Source organism: Kribbella koreensis (genome assembly GCF_039525325.1).
GTDB lineage: Bacteria > Actinomycetota > Actinomycetes > Propionibacteriales > Kribbellaceae > Kribbella > Kribbella koreensis.
Genome location: NZ_BAAAHK010000017.1, coordinates 287700 through 305779, shown reverse-complemented (window position 1 = coordinate 305779; position 18080 = coordinate 287700). Strand labels below are relative to the sequence as shown.

Below are 18080 nucleotides of genomic sequence, written 5' to 3'. Positions count from 1 at the left end.
ATCCGATGACCACCCTGCTCCGAAGTACTCCCGACCAGCTGGATCGAGTCGGAGGAAACGCCTTGTGAGCGAGGAGACCGCTTTACCGTGGCCGCGGGTGGTGAACCCGGCGACCGGTAGCCCGGCCGACCTGATGGCCCGGGTGGCGCGCGGCGACACCGACGCGTTCGCCGAGCTGTACGACCAGATGGCGCCCCGCGTCTACGGCCTGATCCGGCGCGTCCTGCGCAACCCGGCCCAGTCCGAGGAGGTGACCCAGGAGGTGATGGTGGAGATCTGGCGCACCGCCACCCGGTACGACGCCGACCGCGGCTCGCTCACCTCGTGGGTCCTGACGATGGCACACCGCCGGGCGATCGACCGGGTCCGCTCGGAGCAGTCGTCGACCGACCGGGAGCAAGCGGTCGCGGCGGCGAGTTCGACCACGGAGTACGACGAGGTCGCGGAAGCCGTGACCACGAACCTCGAAGTCGAACAGGTCCGGCACTGTCTGTCCTCGCTGACCGAGCTGCAGCGGGAATCGGTGACGCTGGCCTACTACGGCGGATACTCGTACCGGGAAGTGGCGGAGTTGCTCGACGCCAAGCTAGCGACGATCAAAGCACGCATGCGCGACGGCCTGATCCGGCTGCGCGACTGCCTGGGTGTGACGGGGAGGTGAGGGCCATGACGACACCGGAAGTGCACGCGCTGACCGGTCCCTACGTATTGAACGCACTGCCCGAGGACGAGCGGATCAACTTCGAGGAGCACCTCGCCGATTGCCAGTCCTGCAGCGCGGAGGTCGCGGAGCTCCGTGAAGCGGCCAACAAGCTCGGTACGGCGGTCGCCACCCAGCCACCGCCCGCACTGAAGGCCCGGGTCCTCGCCGAGATCGCGGGCACCCGGCAACTACCGCCGCTGGTGCGCCCCGAAGTACAGGTCGAGCTCCCCGCGCCGGTACGCCGGAAGTCCTTCAACCGCCGCTCCCTCTTCAGCCTGGCCGCGGCCGGCCTCCTCGTCGCCGGAGCCGGCGGCATCGCCGTCGACCAGTACCGCGACAGCTCCCGCGAACACCAGCAGAACCAGCAACTGGCCGCCCTGCTGGCCGAGCCCGACGCCAAGACCGTCCGCGGCAACCTGAAGGACGGCGGCCAGGCGGCCGTCGTGATGTCCCCCAGCAAGGACACCGCCATCGTCCTCCTCAACAACCTGCCCAAACTCCCCAGCAACAAGACCTACCAACTCTGGCTGAGCGACAAGTCCCAGGTGATGCACTCGGTCGGCGTAACCACCTCCGACGGCCCCCAGGTCATCCGCGGCGGCGTAGCCGACAAAATCGCCTTCGGCCTGACCATCGAGAACAAGCCCGGCGCCACCGAACCAACCCTCACCACAGCCAGCGTTATCCCGATGGCCTGACGGCCTGACCGAACCAGCCGAGCTCAGCCGGCGTCAAACAACGCATGCGGCTGAGTCGGCTGGAGTGGGGTGCTGGGGACAAGGTCGCCGTACTGGTGCATGGGATGTTGGGATCGGCCCAGCAGCTTCACGAGCTCGGACCAGCTCTGGCAGACCGCGGCTACCGGGCGATTGCCGTTGACCTACCTGGTCACGGAGGCTCGTCCGCAACTATCGACCCGACGATCGAGTCGTACGCCGAGTCCGTTGCCGAAACTGTCCGAGCCGAGCAGAACACCGTGCCCAGAGGCACACCCGGCGCCGCGATCGACCTGGCCATCGGCCACTCGCTCGGGGCCATCGTGCTCGCCGCGGCGCTTCCGGTCTTGCGTCCGGCGAGAGCCGTCTACGTCGACGTCCCGTTCTCATCTGCCGCCAAGGGTGCCGATGCTGACGACCTACTGGGCCGGTTCAGCGCCGCCAAGGCGGGCCGGACCGTTGAGCAGCTGCGGGCCAGTAAGCCCGCGTGGTCGGAAGAAGATCGCAAGGTCGAGGCGGAGGCAGCCCGGCGATTCGATCCTGCGACGGCTGTGGCTCTGCAGCTTGCGTACAACCGAGATCCGCTCCCAGGTCCGCCGGGCACTGACATTCCCTCGATGCTGATCCGGGCCGAGCCCAGCCGGTTCGTTTCGCCGGAGCGAGCTCGTGAACTTGAAGGGCTCGGCTTTGGAGTCAGGTCGATTGCCGGTGCCGGGCACTGCGCTTGGTACGGACGGGTTGACGAATTTCTTGGAGTGGTGTTCGGCTAGTGGCGCTCCGGGGAATCGGCGAGTAGCTCGTCGATCTCCTGGCGTGCTGACTCGGGCAGCGGGCCGAAGTTGATGGCTGCTGCGTGTTCGGTGACTTGTTCTGGGGTTCGGGCGCCGGGCAACGGGATGATGATCGGGTCCAGAGCCCAGAGGTAGGCGAGGGCGCCCTGGGTGAGGGTGCGGCCGTCGGTGGTGAGGATTTCTCGGACGGAATCCAGGCGGCGGAGCCAGTCGGACATGGCGTCGTCGTCGAAGTAGGTCCACCAGGGGGTGTCTCGGCGGACGTCGGTTTCGGCGGGGCGGTTCGAAAGGTTGTACTTGCCGGTCAGCAGGCCCATGGCCAGTGGGGTTCGCGCCAGTACCGCCAGGTCGTACTCGTGGGCCGTTGCCAGCACCTCCGGGTTGTGGCCGAAGACATTCATCTGGGATTGTGCGCTGATCGCTGCCGACTTGCCGAACGTCGCGATCACCTCGGGTTCGTCGACGCTGGTACCGAAGGCTTTTAATTTGCCCTCGGCAACGAGTTCTTCGAGGGTGGCCACGACGGCCTCGGCCTCGGCGGCGGTGCCGGCACCACCGTGCATCTGGGTCAGGTCGAGTGCCTCGACGCCGAGGCGGCGCAGGCTTCCCTCGGTGGCGGCGCGGATCGCGGCCGGCGTGACGTCCTGGCCCTCGGCCACCCGAGTCGTCTCGTCGAAGGTGTTGCCGAACTTGGTTGCCACGATCACCTCGTCGCGCACGCTCGCCGGCAACCGTCGCAGCGCCTCGCCGACCACCACCTCGCTGTGCCCGGCGCCGTACACATCAGCCGTGTCCAGCAACCGGATCCCGGCCTCGATCGCCGTGTGGATCATCCGGATGCTGACCTCGTCATCCACTTCCCCCCATCCCGCGGGCCGGCCGGACGCCACCCACGGCCCACCGATCGCCCAGCATCCAACTCCCAGCGCGCTCGTACCACGCCCGCCGAGCTGCCTACTCATTGACTCAGTCATCAGCTTCCTCGAGTTCAGTCGCGAGGCGGCGGGTCGATGCCGTCCTCGGCGGCCTGGTAGGCCGCGATCTTCCAGTCGATGACCTCGAGGTCAGCCTCCAGCTGCCGCAGATCGGCGAACACCTTGATCCGGTGCTCACGCAGCAACGCCAGCCGGCCGGCCCGATCCCGGTCGCCCTCGCGCACATGCCGCGTGAATCGCCGCACCTGCTCGATCGGCATCCCCGTCCGCCGCAACCGGATCAGCACATCCAGCAACCCGATGCTGAGCTGATCGAATCGTCGCCGCCCACCACCGTCGCGCGGCAACTCCCCGAGCAGACCCTCGCGGTCGTAGTACCGCAACGTGTCGATGGACAACCCGGTCAGCCGGGCCGCCTCGCCGATGGTCACTCCGCTCTCCGGCACCTGGATCGAGGTCATGCAGCTACCCAACTACCTGGAGTGCACTCCAGGTCAACCCCCGGCGTTCATTCCCGTCCACGCTCACCCGCACCAGGCGCGCCGGCCGACCGCCACCTCGCGGGCTGTGCACCAGGATCCACGGCCCGTGCCGCCGGCGCGCTCCCACCGAATGCCCTCGCCGCGGACAACTGCAGCTCGCTGTCCACAGCAGGCTTGTTCAGGTACTTCGCGAAGTCCTTCCCGAACACAGGCACCCACACGTCCGCCCGCGTACCCTCCGGATCCGTCCGCAGCGCGTTCGCCAGCCGCTCGTTGTACTCCCGGATCCCGACCCGGAACCGCTGATAGTCCGCCGGCTTCCACCGATGATCGAAGTTCACATCCGGCCGGCTCGGGTCATCGATCCGCGGCTTGCGCGATGGATCCGCCGTCGCCTCGCACAAACCCTCGGTCAGCTGACGCAGGTCCTCAGTCAGTCCAGCCTGCGCCAACCCGGACCGCTTGATCTGCTCGCCCAACTGGATGGTCAACGCGATCGGCGCCAGCGGCAACTCCCCATCGACGGCGTTCGCATACTTCAGCAGCCGCACCGCCGGCCGCAGACTTCCACCCGCGCGTGAGTCCTGCTGGTCGATCCACTCCGCGATCCCGACCGGATCGACCGGCTGGAAGGCGTCCTCGTCGAAGTTCACGATCGCCCGCTCCCCCGACGGCAGCTGCACCATCGGTACGACATCCACGTGCACCTCGCCCGGGAAGTCGATCCGCACGTTCCGGCTCTGCCGCTGCGCCGACCCCGCGCAGGTCCGGCTCTCGTTCAGCGCCCGCTCGGCCTCGACCAGATACCGCTGCGGATTCCAGTCGGCGCGATACGGAAGCTCGAGCAGTACGTCGACGTCGAGTCCGCGCTCGGCGACCGGCTGGATCGCCGTACCGTAGAAACAACTCCCCTGCCCGAGCAGCCGGTTCTCGTTCTCACCGAAGCGCGAGTCCTCAACAAATGCCCGGTGTACGTCGGCCACCCGCTCCCCCAGCACCCGATAGGCATCCGCCGACAGACTGACCTCGGAGTCGAGAAACCGCAGCAGCGCCCGATCGATCCCCCGCTGCTGATTGCCACGCAGCCGGGGATTCTCGCCCGGCACGGGCAGCTCCGGCGGCGTGATCCGCAGCCTGTCCTCGTAGCCGGCCTCACGCATCGGCCCACTCCCTACCGTGTTCAAAGCCTCCGGACCCACGATCTTCCAGCGCACCGCCTGGTCGATGTCCGGCGGTTCGAGCTGTTCATCGCGCAACCCGAAGACGGCCGGTGTCACCTCCCGCCCGAGCATCGCCTGCCACCGATCCGTCCAGTCGGCCATGCTCGGGAACGCCTCGTTCATCAACGACTTGTGGACGAACCTGTACTTCGGATGCAGGTAGTCGTCAGGTCCATGCGCCGGATCGGCCTCGTACCGCTCCCGCGCCCGCCGGACCATCTCGTCGGAACTGATCACCAGATCGACATCGCTCGGCGGCTCCAGCCCGAGCCGGTGCATCGCGTCGAACAACCTCGACCGCGGCCGATCGGCATCATCACCCAACCACTGCTCCAGCCGCGCCCTGGCCACCGGCTGATCCGCCAGCTCCGCCGGCGTCGGCAACGCCTTCCGCTTGTTGGCGAAGAAGCTGACGCTCGACCCCTTGAGATACACCTCGACCGACTCGACCGGTACGCCGTCCGTCCGCAGCGCATCGAGCAGACTCGACCTGAACTCGCGGAACTGCAAAGGCGTCAGCCCGTTCGGAGCCGTCCGGCCGTGCCACCACTCGAGCTGCTCACGTGAGTAGCCGAGGAACTCGAGGTCCCGCGCCCGCACCTGATAGCCGTTGGCCGGATCGACGGGATACACAGGCTCAGCTCTCGTGATCCAGTACTACGCCCGCCGCGGCAACCGCCGCCCGCACGCGATCGCGCACCGCCGCCACCTCACCGGCTGCCGGTGGATCCCCTTGGTACGTGAGGATGAACGACCATCGCTCGTCCTCTCGGTACAGCCGCAGCACTACCGGCGTACCGGGGGTGTCGCGCAGCCGGCGTACGCCGAACTCTTCCGACCGGTCGTCATCGAGCCGCCCACGAGCCTGCAGCCCGGCGACCTCGCGCAACCGATCAAGCGACACAGCGGTCAACGCACCGGAGAACCGAGCGGTGTAAGCACGCACGACCGGCAAACTCATGCGCGGCACGTTACAACGTCAGCGGGCCGTCAGGACTCGAGTTTGATGTACGTCGCGCGCGGGACGTACTCGTACCGATCCGGCATGCAGGTGAGGATGATGACCTGCCCGTGGTCGCCGGCCCGCCCGAGCAGCGCGCCCATGTCCCGCAACCGTGCCTTGTCGGACCAGCCGAGGGCGTCGTCGAAGATGATCGGGACGCTGCCTTCGCCGGTGCTGACCAGGTGGCTGATCGCCAGCCGGGTGATGATCGCGAGCTGCTCCTGGGCGCCCGTCGACAACGCCTCGACTCGCAGTCGGGCGCCGTCCAGCTCGCGCTCGGCGACAGCCAGGTCATCGTCCAGCCAGACGCGGAACGACGGTCCGTAGACACTCCGTCCGAGCGCCTCGATCCGGGTCTGCAGAGGCTCCGAGTACTTCGTCTGCGCCTCCGCGCGATGCCGGCCAAGCGTCTCGTAGACCCGGCGGGCCGCATCCGCGCGACGCTTCAGGCTCTCGTGCTCGGTCCGCAGCGCGGCCAGATCGAGCTCCGCCATGTCGCGCCGGGACGCCAAGCCGTCCCGCCCGGATTGCTCCAGCCGGCCCTCGGTGGTCCGCAGCGAATCACGCAGTACGTCCCGCTCACCCTGCAGCCGCGTCGCGACCGCGAGCGCATCGGCCAACTCACCAGCGACCCGATCGGCCCCGGCCGCGTCGACCTGCTCCTGTACTGCGGTCAGCTCCTCGAGCACCGCCTCGACTTCACTCGTCGCCTCAACCTCAGCGCCCTCGACGTCATCGTCGGCCAGCAACCCCCGAGCAGCCTCAAGCGACTCGAGCGCAGCAGCCAACCGCTCCCCCGCCAACTCGGCCCTCGCCCGCGCCTGCTGCGCCTCCGACCGATCCTCGTCGGCCGCCTTCCGTGCCTGCGCCGCCGCGTACTCCGCGTCCGCCAGCAACGACTCCGCCTCGGCCAGCCCGCTCCGCGCGTTCTCCAACCGCCGTTGCGCGACCGCCAGCTCGCCGACGTCCATCGGCTCCGGGATCTCCAGATCCTCGAAATCAAAGGCGTTCTCGTCCGGCTCGAACTGCTCGAACAGCGACATCTGCCCGGGCACGCTCACATCGGCGACCTGCTTCGGCGCCGGCTCCTCCACCGGCTCGCCCTCGACGAATCCGAGCCGCGAGGTCAGCAACGCGATCCGCTCGGCCGGGTCCCCGCCCGACGTCAACGACCGCTCGGTACGCCGTGCCTCCTGCAACTCCGCCGACGCCAGATCCCCCTTGCGCAGCAACTCCCGCGCGGCGGCCAGGTCCTTGACCCGTGCCTTCTTCAGCAGATCCTTCTCACGCCGGACAGCCTCATCCACCGCGGCTCGCAGCGTCGCCGCCTCACCACCCGCGCGAACCCGGACCTCGACAGCACCCGGTACGCCGACCACCAACTCGCCCGACACCAGCAACTCGACAACGCCGTCTTCGTCCAAAGACGAAGGCACCTTCGCCGTCCCGGCATCCAGCCCGGTCCCCGACAACTCAACGGCCTCGCCACCAAGCCGTCGTACCGACACCTCCGGCACTCCGGCCGCCAGCGCCGCCCGCGCCTCGACAACCTTCGCCCGCGCATCCTCCAGCGCGTTGACCAACGCATCGTCGACCGAGATCGCATCGAGCACAGCCCCAGCAGCAGCGATCCGGGCCCGTACGTCGACCAGCTCAGCCTGCTGCCCCAGCAACCGATCAAGCTCGGCCCGGTCCATCAAGGACGAGACGAGCCGCTCCACATCCTGGACCTCGCCCCGCCGCTCGTCCTTGAGCTCGACCACCTCGGCGAGCGCGGCCTCGGCGGCATGCACGGTCTCGGCTGCCTTGCGAGCAGTCTGGTCAGCGTGCTTCCACCGCTCGGCCAGCTCCGCGTCGGCCTTGGTGAATCGCTCGACATCGGCCAGCAGCCGCTCGCGCTCGAGCCGCGTGCGGGTGTGGTTCTCCAGCCGCGCGCGAGCGGTCTCGGCGCGACTCCTGATCGAGTCCCGCCGGAGCAGGATCTCGTCGGTCGCCTTCTTCTTCTCGCGCAGCTCCTCGACCGACACCAGATGCGTGTCGAGCCGGCCCGACAGGTCGGCCAGGTCGAGTGCGAGCCGCTCGGCGCGACGGATGTCGGCGAGCACCTCGTCCATCGCCTTCAACGCCTGCTCGGCGGCGAGCTCGGCCGCCGCGACGTGCTGCGCCGACTTGGCGAAGTCGCCGGTCGGGCGACCGCCGCGGGTCCAGTAGCGCAGGTACTCGTGCTCGACCGCTGTCACCAACGGCATCGAGGCGCCGTCGACCGGCGTACCGGATTCTGCGGTGACCGCGGTGATCAGTGGCTCGGCATCGGCGGGCGTCGGAAGTACCAGCGACTGGCCTTGGCCGACCATCAACGTCTGCCACAGCACCGGATCGACGTTCTCGGCGAACAGCCGCTCGGCTTCGTTGTGCGCCTCGCGACCGGTGAAGGTCTGCCGGCGGCCGTCGGGCTCGACGACGGACAGCTCGGTGGAGCGGTTCTTCAGCCAGCGTTTCGTGTACGTGAGTTCGCGCCCGCCCAGCGTCAGCTCGACCGTCACCTCCGGCGCCACGTCCTGGCCGACCGGCTGGATGTCGCGGATCCGGGTCGACTTGGAGTCGTCGGGGAAGTCGAAGACCAGCGCGAACGCCTCGACCAGGCTCGACTTGCCGACCTCGTTGTCACCGACGATCACGGTGGTACCGATGCCAGGCAGGTCGACGGTACGGTCCTTGACGCCACGGAAGTTCCGCAGCGTCAGTCGATGCAGCCTCATCCCGCGTCCCGCGCCAGTCTGTGCATCAAGGTGAGCGCCGCGCCGGCACTCTCGTCGCCACCGGCCAGCGCCTGCCGCAACTCCTCCATCGCCGCCCGCGCCGGACCGCTCAGCTGCAACGCATCCAGATCCGCGGCGTCGGGTGCCGGACGAACGGTCCAGAACTTCGCCCACCGCTCGACGCTGGCGAAGACCTCGCCCTGCGCGTCGACCATCGCGTCCAGCCGGCTCAGCAGCGGCAACGGCAACGACCCGTCGGCGGCGAGCCGGACATAGGTCCGCTCCTTCTCGGGCAGCTCGGCGAAGAAGTCCTCCAGCGCGGTCAGCGACTCCTCGTCGTACAGCTCCGCGTGGTGCTCGACCATGTGCCAGGCCCCGACCCGAATCGGCTCGACCTCGATCTCCGCGGCACTGACCGTCACCTTCAAGACATTGCCCGGATGCGTCTCCTCCGGCGCGGTGACCTCCTGCGTCCCGGAGAACCAGATCCGCTCGGTCACCTCGGTCGTCGAGTGCCGGTCACCCAGCCCGACATAGTGCAACCGCCCATCGGCGACAGCGGCCTCGAGGGCAGCCTGATCGATCGTCGGTACGTCGGACATGCCGCCGCTCAGGCTGGTCAGTTGCCCATGCGCGAGCAGAATCCGCGTCGTACCGGCCGGCGCAGGCTTCAGCTCGGCGTACCCAGGAGCCGCCGGATCGGAGACCGGCCGCCGCGAACGCCAAGGCGCCCCGACGATCTCGACCCCAGGCACGATCTCAAGCGGCCGACTGTCCGTCACGACGACCACATGATCCGGCGCATGCCCCAACCACTGCGCCGACGACCAGAGCGACCCCGGCTCCAGCGCATCGTGGTTGCCCGGCAGCAACACCACCGGTACTTCGATCCGCTTCAGCGCTTCACAAGCGCGCAAGATCGTCTGCCGCTCGACCTGGTTGTGCTCGAACACGTCCCCGGTGACGACCACGAACGCCGCGCCGGTGTCCTTGGCGACGTCCCCGATCCGCATGACGGCGTCCAGCCGCGCCTGGGCCCACCGAGCCTGACCGTCCAGCCCCAGGAACCGGCGCATCATGCCCAGCTGCCAGTCCGAGCTGTGCAGAAAGGTGATCGAGTCGTTCATCGCGCGAGAACGCTAACCCGGCGTGCTCACCTGCACCCAATCAACACACCCACAACCGGCCGAGTGCCCGCCATTCGAACACCAAATCGAGTTGAAGCGCCGGATCAGGGTCGCGAGGATCACTCCATGGACACCTATCTCGAGACCGGGCGGCTGGTACTGCGCCGTTTCACGGCCGGGGACGTCGAGTTGCTGGTGGAACTGGACGCCGACCCCGAGGTGATGCGGTACCTGACCGGCGAGCCGACGCCGCGGGACGAGATCGAGCGGAAGGTGCTGCCCGAGATCCTCGCGCGATACGAGACGCACCCGGGGCTGGGCACCTTCGCCGCGCACGAGAAGTCGAGTGGGCGGTTCGTCGGGTGGTTCGGGTTGCAGCCGACCGGCGAGGCGGGGACGGTGGACGTCGGGTACCGGCTGAACCGGGCGGCCTGGGGTCAGGGGTATGCGACCGAGGGCACCCGCGCGCTGATCGACCAGGCGTTCACCGCGTTGGGGATGACCCGGGTGGTCGCGGACACGATGGCGGTCAACACCAGGTCCCGGCGGGTGATGGCGAAGTCGGGGCTCCGGTTCGTCCGGGTCTTCCACGTCGACTTCGACGAGCCGCTGCCGGGGACGGAGTACGGCGAGGTCGAGTACGCGCTCGATCGCAGTACCTGGGAAGCTGGGGGACGTGCCTGACGACCAACGCCCGTACGCCGTACTGGACATCGACGCGACGCTGTCCGACACCAGTCAGCGGATCAAGTACCTGGCGAAGAAGCCGAAGGACTGGGACTCGTTCTTCGCCCACGCCAAGGACGACGCCGTGCTGGACGAAGGGCTCGCGGTCGCGACCACGCTGGCCGCGGACCACGAGATCGTCTACCTGACCGGCCGCCCCGAGCGGCTCAGGCGCGACACGGTCAAGTGGTTCGAGGACAACGGCTTCCCCGAGGGCAAGCTGCTGATGCGCGGCAACAACGACCGCCGCCCGTCGGCCATGATGAAGCTGGCCCGGCTCCGGACGCTCGCGCAGGAACGGCGGGTCGCAGTACTGGTCGATGACGACGTCAAGGTCTGCGCCGCCGCCCAGAAGGCCGGCTACCCGGTGATGAGGGCCGACTGGGGACTCGATGCCGAGACCCAGCCGACCCTCTTCGAAGCTCAGGAAACCGAAGGACGCACCTGAGGTACTACTTGCTCAGACCGAGGGTCAGGACGTTCGGGTACGGCGGGTACGAGGGCAGGTAGAAGTTCTGCACCTTGGAGCCGTGCAAGAAGGCGGTCCGTGCATAGATCAGCGGCACCAGCGGCGCGTCGGCCATGATCTGCTTGTCCAGGGCGCCCCAGGCCGCGGCGGCCTTGGTCCGGTCCTGCTCGGCAGTGGCCGCCTGGATCGCGGCGTCCACCGCCGGGTTGGAGTAGCGCGACTGGTTGTAGCCGCCGTTGCCGATCTCGGACGACCCGAACAGCGGCTGGATGTTGCCGAGCGCACTCGGGAAGTCCGGCAGCCAGCTCGACACCGTCAGGTCGTAGTCACCCTTGGGACCGGTGGTGAGATCGAACAGCGGGTCCGACTCGTAGGGCTTGATGGTGACGGTGATCCCGGCCCTCTTCAGGCCCTGCTGGATCGCTTGTGCCACGCTGAGTCCGACCGGCGTGTTGGTGGCGGCGAGCACGAGGTTGAGGTTGCTCACCCCGGCGGCGGCGAGCATCGACTTCGCCTTGTCCGGGTCACCTTGCGGCGAGGCCGGGTACAGGTCGTACTTGCTGTAGCCGTCGATGCCGGGCGTGATCAGCGTGGTCGCGATCTCGCCACCGAAGTCCGGGCCGCCCTGGGCGACCTGGACCGCCTGCTTGTCGACGGCGTACTGGATCGCCTTGCGGACCTCGGGGTTGGACAGCCCCGGGCGCTTGTTGTTCATCGCCAGGTACTGCAGCGCGCCGGACGGAGACTTCGCCACCCGGGCCTTGACCGCCGGGTTGCCGGTGACACTGGGGATCAGCGCGGGCGGGATCACGGTGCCGGTGGCGGCCGCGAACTTGTCGTCGCCGGCGTCCGCGATCAGCCGCTGGTTCACCACGTCGGGCTGCAGGCCCATGTCGAAGACGATCGAGTCCGGCAGCCCGGTCCGCGCCTCGTCGGTCGCCTTGTCCCAGTTCGGGTTGCGATCGAGGACCAGCTTCGAGCCGGTGTCGTTCGTCTTGACCCGGTAGGGGCCGCTGGCAACCGGCTTGTCGTCGTAGTGCGACGGATCCGTGTCGGCCTTCTTCGGCACCGGCCCGAAGGCCGGCATGCTGACGATCCACGGCCAGTCGCCGAACGGCTTGTTCAGCTTGAAGACGATGGTGGTGTCGTCCGGCGTCTCGATCGAGGCGAGTTCCTGGTTCTTGTACGGACCGGTGTACTTGTCACCGCCCACCAGCAGCGACTTGTGGTACCCGAGACCGCCGGACAGTTCCGGCGCGAAGGACCGCTCGACGCCGTACTTGATGTCGGCGGCGACGATCGGCGATCCGTCCTCGTACTTCAGGCCGGACTTGAGCTTGTACGTCCACGTCTTGCCGCCGTCGCTGGACTTGCCGATGTCGGTGGCCAGGTCCGGCACCACCTCGGTGGCCTTGTCCGGAGAGGTCTTCCAGGAGGTGAGGCCGCGCACGATCAGGTGCACGGTGCTGATCCCGAGGTTCTGGCTCTTGGCCGGATCCAGGTGGATGTCCTTGCTGGTGCTGAGCAGGTGGATGGTGCCACCTGGCTCGGCAGCGGCGCTGCCACCACTCGGAGCGGCAGTCTTGTCATTTGCGTTGCAGGCGGTAGCAGCCAACGCCAGGACGGCAGCGACTGCGATCGCTCGGGTAGTGCGTTTCATGGTGTCCTCTCAGACAATGGGGGGTTCGAGAGTTCAAGAGGGGCCGGCGGTTCCGGGAAGTAGCAGGCGACCCGGTGATCGCCGCCGGCAACTGGTTGCAGCACCGGCCGGGTCGTCGCACAGACGTCCTCGGCCTTGTAACACCGGGTCCGGAACGGGCACCCGGACGGCGGGTCGATGGGCGTCGGGACATCACCGGTCAACACGATCCGATCCCGGACGGCGCCGGGGTCAGGTACCGGTACCGCGGACAGCAACGCCCGCGTATAGGGGTGAGCCGGGGACGAGTACACCTCGGACGCCGGCCCCTCCTCGACGATGGTTCCCAGATACATCACCGCGAGCCGGTCGGCCACCTGGCGGACGACTGCCAGGTCGTGTGCGACCAAGACGTACGACAAGCCGAGCTCGTCGCGCAGATCGGCCAGCAGGTTGAGCACCTGCGCCTGGACCGAGACGTCGAGGGCGGAGACCGGCTCGTCGCAGATCAGCAGATCGGGCTTCACCGCAAGGGCTCTCGCGATCCCGATCCGCTGCCGCTGACCACCCGAGAACTCGTGCGGATAACGCTCGAGATGCTCCTCGGACAGGCCGACCTGGCTGAGCAGCTCGACCAGCTGGGCGCGGGTCGGGCGGATGCCCTGAGCCTTGAACGGAGTGGTGAGGATAGTGCCGACGGACTGTCGCGGATTGAGCGAGGCCTGCGGGTCCTGGAAGACCATCTGGATCTTCCGCCGGACCGGACGGAGCCTGCGACCACGCAACCTGGTGACGTCCTGACCGGCGACCGACACCCGGCCCGCCGTCGGGTCGAGGAGCCGGGTCGACAGCCGTGCCAGCGTGGACTTGCCCGAGCCCGATTCGCCCACCAGGCCGACGGTTTCACCGCGGCGCACGACCAGGTCGACGCCGTCGACGGCCTTCACCGACTGCGACCTCTGCCAGGGCGCGGTACCGAGCGCGAAGTACTTCTTCACCTTGTCGAGGCGCAGAAGTTCGTCCTGCGGGGTGGGCTCGGTCATGGTGCGACCTCCGGTCGGCGGCCGAGATGGCAGGCGGCCTCGTGATAGCCCTCGCCCGGCCTCGGGGTGAGCTCGGGACGCTCGGTGATGCACCGCTCCCCCACCTGCGCCGCATACGCGCAGCGCGGCTGGAACGGGCAGCCGGTCTTGATCGACCCCGGCGACGGCGGGCTGCCGGGGATGGTGGTCAGCCGGTGGCGCGGCGGTACGTCGACGCGCGGCATCGCACCCAGCAGGCCAAGACTGTAGGGGTGGGCCGCCCGGTAGAAGAGGTCCTTGACCGAACCACGCTCGGCGGCGCGTCCGGCGTACATGACGAGTACGTCGTCCGCGACCTCGGCGACTACTCCCAGGTCGTGCGAGATGAGCACCAGCGCAGTACCGAACTCTGCTTGGACGTCCTCGAGCAGCCGCATGATCTGCGCCTGCACGGTGACGTCGAGGGCGGTCGTCGGCTCGTCGGCGATCAGCACCTTCGGGTCGTTGATCAGTGCCATCGCGATCACGACGCGCTGCCGCATCCCGCCGGAGAACTCGTGCGGGTAGTCCTTGGCCCGCTGCGCCGCCGCTGGGATGCCGACCAGGTCCAGCATCCGCACGGCCCGCTGGAACGCTTCCTTCTTGGAGGTGTCGTGATGCAGCCGGTACGCCTCGGCGACCTGCCAGCCGACGGAGTAGTACGGGTTGAGCGCGGACAGCGCGTCCTGGAAGACCAGCGCGATGTCGTTGCCCCGGATCCTGCGCAGATCCTCGGCGGGCAGGCCGATCAGCTCGCGGCCGTCGAGCAGCACCTCACCGGTGAGGTCCGCGTTGCCCGGCAGCAGACCCATCACCGCCGCGGACGAAACGCTCTTGCCGGAGCCGGACTCGCCGACGATCGCGAGCGTCTTGCCCGCGGCGACCGCGAAGTCGATCCCGGCCACCGCCGGCACCGGCCCTCCCTCGGTCCGGAACGTGACATGGAGGTCGTGGACCTCGAGCACGGGATTGTCAGCCACGGGTCACCCTCGGATCCAGTACGCCGTGCAGAAGGTCCACCACCAGGTTCGCCAGGATCACCAGGAACGCCGAGAACAACGTCACCCCGACCACCACCGCGATGTCGAGCTGACCGACGCCGCTGATCAGCAACTCCCCCAGCCCCTGCATGCTGAACACCTTCTCGGTCAGGATCGCGCCGCCGAGCAGACCACCGAGATCCAGCCCGAAGATCGTCACGATCGGCACCAGCACCCCGCGCAGACCGTGCACCACCACGACCCGGCGCTCGCCCGCGCCTTTGGCCCGCGCGGTCGTGATGTGGTCGAGGTTCATCTCTTCCAGCATCTGCGAGCGGGTCAGCCGGATGTACGACGCGGCCGAGAGAGCGGCCAGCACGCACCACGGCGTGACCAGGTGCCAGGCCCAGTCGACCGGGCTCTCGGTGAACGGCACGTAGCCGTTGACCGGCACCATGTCGAGCCAGAAGCCGAAGACCAGGATCGCCAGCAGACCGACCAGGAACGACGGCGACGCGACCCCGATCAGGGCCAGGCCGACCGCGAACCGGTCGAAGAACCTGCCTCGCCTGAGCGCCGCCCCGACCCCCAGCGAGACGCCGACGACCAGCCAGATCAGCGCTGCGCCGATCGCGATCGACGCGGTGACCGGCAGCCGGTCGAGGATCAGCGTGGTGACCGGGCGGGCCAGCGGGAACGAATAGCCGAAGCAGGGCGCGTTGCAGTGGACCGCCGCCGCGCCGTCGCCGAAGGTCCGGCCGGCCACGACGCCCTTGAGGAAGGCGCCGTACTGCTGGATGACGCTCTGGTCGAGCTGCATGAAGTGCCGCGCCCGCTCCAGCAGGTCCGGAGTACAGGGCTTCCCACAGGCGAGCCTGGCCGGGTCGGCCGGGATCGCGTAGAAGATCAGGAAGACGGCGAGGCTGAGGACGAGCAGCACCAGGATCGTGCTGAACAGCCGGCGGAGCAGGAACCAGACCAGGTCGGCCATCAGATCGCCCTCCGCAGCCGGACGTCGAACCCGTCCCGGACGCCGTCACCGAGCAGCGTGAAGCCGAGCACCGTGACGAACAGCATCAGGCCCGGGAAGATCAGGAACCACGGGTCGGCGCCGGTGTAGACCCACACGATCGAGTCCGAGATCGCCCGGCCGAGACTGGCCGTCGGCGGTGGTACACCGACCCCCAGGAAGGACAGCGCCGCCTCCAGCCCGATGAAGCCGGGGACGGCCATGGTGGCGACCACGAGAATCGGGCCGAGCAGGTTCGGCAGCAGTTCCCTGGTGATGATGTGCCAGCCGCTCGAGCCGACGCTGCGGGCCGCCTCGACGAACTCGCGGGTGACCAGCGAGCGCGCCTGGCCGCGGATCAGCCGGGCCAGGCCGGCCCAGCCGAAGACGCTGATCACCAGGATCAGCAGCAGCCAGCGTGGGAACTTGGCCGGCACGATGATGCCGAGGGCAATCATGAAGACGAGTTGCGGGAAGCCGAACAGGAAGTCGAGCACCCGGGAGACGACGGCGTCGTACCAGCCGCCGAAGTAGGCGGCGCTGATCCCGACCAGGGTGCCGACCGTCGTGGTGATCAGGGTCACCACCACCGCGATCAGCAGGGAGGTCCGCAGGCCGAGAACGACCCGGGAGAACAGGTCACGCCCGGTCAGCGGCTCGACGCCGAACCAGTGCTCGGCGCTGGCCCCGCCGATCGCCCCTTTCGGGGCCCCGCCACGCGCTGGATCGAGCAGCCCGATGTTGTAGCTGTACGGGTCCTGCCCGGTGAGTTTCACCAGCAGTGGGGCGGCGACGGCGATCACCAGCAAAAAGATCACCAGCCAGGCCCCGAGCCGAGCGCTCCGGTCCCGCCGGACCCGGCGCAGAGCCAACCGGGTCGGCGAGGCCACCGATGCGACCGATGCACTCACGACTTCTCCTGACAACGATGGACTCCGCACACCCGAAGGATGCGCCGAACGACGGTAGGCGAGAGTCTCCCACCAATCCGATCCCATCTTGAATCATGAGAAAGCCAATCCATTGGATGCGGATACTTTCCGCGACCGGCCGGATCCGGAGGGCGACACGCGATCCCTGCCCGGTGGACTGGCGAAGATTATGCTCTAGACCATAATCGCCGACCTCGGATTGAAGGTGCGATGCCCCGCAACGCAGCTCAGACAGAGATCTACGACGCTCTCGGAGTGGGTTTCGGCCCTTCCAATCTCGCGTTGGCGATCGCCCTCTCGGAGCAACCGGAGCGGTTGCGGACCCGTTATCTCGAACGAACCCGGCAGTTCGGCTGGCATCGCGACATGCTGATCGACGACGCCACCATGCAGGTCAGTTTCCTGAAGGACCTGGTCACACCGCGGAACCCGGTGAGCCGGCACAGCTTCGTGGCCTACCTGCACCAGGCGCGCAGATTCCACTCGTTCGTCAATCAGAAGACGCTCTTCCCCACCCGGATCGAGTTCCACAAGTACCTCGAGTGGGCCGCGTCGGACTTCGAGCACCTCGTGCGCTACGGCCAGACCGTGACGGAGATCGGCGCTTGGCAAGACCAGGGCGCGGTGACTGCCTGGGCGGTGACAGCGACCGGACCTGACGGCGAGCTGAGCACCACGCTGACCCGCAACCTCGTTGTCGCGACCGGGCTGACGCCCTCGCTGCCGGCCGGCGTACGGACCTCGCGCCGGATCTGGCACAGCTCGTCGTTCCTCTCGAACCTGCGCGACTGGCAACCGCCGGACCGCCCGAGGATCGCGGTCATCGGAGCCGGCCAGAGCGCGGCGGAGATCACCGCCCACCTCTACAAGCAGCACGAGGCGGCCGAGATCTACAGCGTCTACTCCCGCTACGGCTACACCCAGTCCGACGATTCGCCGTACGCGAACCAGGTCTTCGATCCGCAGGCCGTCGACGACTTCTACTACGCCGATCAGCAGACGAAACAGAGCCTGTACCGCTACCACGCGAACACCAATTACTCGGCGGTCGACCAGGACCTGATCGAGGAGTTGTACCGCCGTCAGTACTCCGACACCGTGTCGGGCCGCGAACGCCTGCGGGTGGTCAACCTGGCCAAGATCTCGCAGGTCCGCGAGATCGGCGACAAGGTCCGGATCGAGCTCAGCAGTCCGCATCTCGACGGACCGCTCGACGTCGACCTGGCGATCTTCGCGACCGGCTACCGGCCGATGGACACCGACGGGATCCTGGCCCCGGTGCTGTCGCACTGCGATCTCGGCGAGGACGGCAGACCGCTGATCGGCCGCGACTACCGGATCGCCACGCGTCCGCACGTCACCGCGGCGATCTACCTGCAAGGTGGCACCGAGGCAAGCCACGGCATCTCGTCGTCACTGCTGTCGAACACGGCGACCAGGGCTGGAGAGATCGCGGACTCACTGACCCGGACCGGACGAGCGGCCACCACGCTGCCCGTATCCGTACCCCAGGAATAGACAGGACCCA

The 18080-nt window shown here is 68.2% G+C and carries 17 protein-coding genes; 6 read left to right on the top strand and 11 right to left on the bottom strand.

Annotated features, from left to right (window positions below):
- Window positions 1-64 precede the first annotated feature (64 nt).
- Genes ABD116_RS30925 through ABD116_RS30915 form a run of 3 tightly spaced genes read left to right on the top strand, consistent with a single transcriptional unit; the run spans window position 65 to window position 2189 of the window.
- Entirely contained in the window at window positions 65-661 is a 597-nt protein-coding gene (locus ABD116_RS30925) for a sigma-70 family RNA polymerase sigma factor (RefSeq protein WP_343978274.1), read from the top strand.
- 5 nt (window positions 662-666) lie between these two features.
- Window positions 667-1401: an anti-sigma factor gene (locus ABD116_RS30920; RefSeq protein WP_343978271.1), complete on the top strand. Its 735-nt coding sequence runs from the start codon at window positions 667-669 to the stop codon at window positions 1399-1401.
- A gap of 44 nt (window positions 1402-1445) precedes the next feature.
- Window positions 1446-2189, top strand: a complete 744-nt coding sequence (locus tag ABD116_RS30915; RefSeq protein WP_343978268.1) for an alpha/beta fold hydrolase — start codon at window positions 1446-1448, stop codon at window positions 2187-2189.
- Here the strand turns inward: ABD116_RS30915 and ABD116_RS30910 are convergent.
- Genes ABD116_RS30910 through ABD116_RS30885 form a run of 6 tightly spaced genes read right to left on the bottom strand, consistent with a single transcriptional unit; the run spans window position 2186 to window position 9736 of the window.
- Entirely contained in the window at window positions 2186-3172 is a 987-nt protein-coding gene (locus ABD116_RS30910; protein WP_343978265.1) for an aldo/keto reductase, read from the bottom strand. The genes ABD116_RS30915 and ABD116_RS30910 overlap by 4 nt on opposite strands.
- A 26-nt stretch (window positions 3173-3198) precedes the next feature.
- Window positions 3199-3606 (bottom strand): MerR family transcriptional regulator, encoded by a 408-nt coding sequence (locus ABD116_RS30905; RefSeq protein WP_343978262.1) that lies wholly within the window; start codon window positions 3604-3606, stop codon window positions 3199-3201.
- Between the two features lie 47 nt (window positions 3607-3653).
- Window positions 3654-5480, bottom strand: a complete 1827-nt coding sequence (locus ABD116_RS30900; RefSeq protein ID WP_343978259.1) for an SMODS domain-containing nucleotidyltransferase — start codon at window positions 5478-5480, stop codon at window positions 3654-3656.
- A 4-nt stretch (window positions 5481-5484) separates the two neighbouring features.
- Window positions 5485-5808, bottom strand: coding sequence for a hypothetical protein (locus ABD116_RS30895; protein ID WP_343978256.1), 324 nt, complete (start codon window positions 5806-5808; stop codon window positions 5485-5487).
- 29 nt (window positions 5809-5837) lie between these two features.
- Window positions 5838-8609, bottom strand: coding sequence for an AAA family ATPase (locus tag ABD116_RS30890; protein WP_343978253.1), 2772 nt, complete (start codon window positions 8607-8609; stop codon window positions 5838-5840).
- On the bottom strand, window positions 8606-9736 hold the full coding sequence (locus ABD116_RS30885) for a metallophosphoesterase family protein (RefSeq protein WP_343978250.1): 1131 nt from the start codon (window positions 9734-9736) through the stop codon (window positions 8606-8608). Before ABD116_RS30885 ends, ABD116_RS30890 begins: the two co-directional genes overlap by 4 nt.
- 126 nt (window positions 9737-9862) lie before the next feature.
- On the opposite strand from ABD116_RS30885, the gene ABD116_RS30880 reads away from it, so the two are divergent.
- Together ABD116_RS30880 and ABD116_RS30875 are read left to right on the top strand one after the other, a co-directional pair.
- Entirely contained in the window at window positions 9863-10420 is a 558-nt protein-coding gene (locus ABD116_RS30880; protein ID WP_343978247.1) for a GNAT family N-acetyltransferase, read from the top strand.
- Complete coding sequence (locus ABD116_RS30875) at window positions 10413-10910, top strand: phosphatase domain-containing protein (RefSeq protein ID WP_343978244.1); 498 nt, start codon at window positions 10413-10415, stop codon at window positions 10908-10910. The genes ABD116_RS30880 and ABD116_RS30875 overlap by 8 nt, the downstream gene beginning before the upstream one ends.
- Window positions 10911-10914: 4 nt before the next feature.
- Here ABD116_RS30875 and ABD116_RS30870 read toward each other — a convergent pair whose 3' ends face one another.
- From ABD116_RS30870 to ABD116_RS30850, 5 genes are read right to left on the bottom strand one after another with little or no spacing between them, the layout of a single operon-like run.
- Window positions 10915-12591, bottom strand: coding sequence for an ABC transporter substrate-binding protein (locus ABD116_RS30870; protein ID WP_343978241.1), 1677 nt, complete (start codon window positions 12589-12591; stop codon window positions 10915-10917).
- Complete coding sequence (locus tag ABD116_RS30865) at window positions 12588-13613, bottom strand: ABC transporter ATP-binding protein (protein ID WP_343978238.1); 1026 nt, start codon at window positions 13611-13613, stop codon at window positions 12588-12590. The genes ABD116_RS30870 and ABD116_RS30865 overlap by 4 nt, the downstream gene beginning before the upstream one ends.
- Window positions 13610-14611, bottom strand: coding sequence for an ABC transporter ATP-binding protein (locus ABD116_RS30860; protein ID WP_343978235.1), 1002 nt, complete (start codon window positions 14609-14611; stop codon window positions 13610-13612). The genes ABD116_RS30865 and ABD116_RS30860 overlap by 4 nt, the downstream gene beginning before the upstream one ends.
- Window positions 14604-15602 (bottom strand): ABC transporter permease, encoded by a 999-nt coding sequence (locus ABD116_RS30855; RefSeq protein WP_343978232.1) that lies wholly within the window; start codon window positions 15600-15602, stop codon window positions 14604-14606. Before ABD116_RS30855 ends, ABD116_RS30860 begins: the two co-directional genes overlap by 8 nt.
- The gene (locus ABD116_RS30850) at window positions 15602-16531 is read right to left on the bottom strand and encodes an ABC transporter permease (RefSeq protein ID WP_343978229.1); all 930 of its coding nucleotides are present in this window, start codon (window positions 16529-16531) and stop codon (window positions 15602-15604) included. The genes ABD116_RS30855 and ABD116_RS30850 overlap by 1 nt, the downstream gene beginning before the upstream one ends.
- A gap of 231 nt (window positions 16532-16762) precedes the next feature.
- Between ABD116_RS30850 and ABD116_RS30845 the strand changes: the two genes are divergently transcribed.
- Window positions 16763-18070, top strand: coding sequence for a lysine N(6)-hydroxylase/L-ornithine N(5)-oxygenase family protein (locus ABD116_RS30845; RefSeq protein ID WP_343978226.1), 1308 nt, complete (start codon window positions 16763-16765; stop codon window positions 18068-18070).
- Window positions 18071-18080 lie beyond the last annotated feature (10 nt).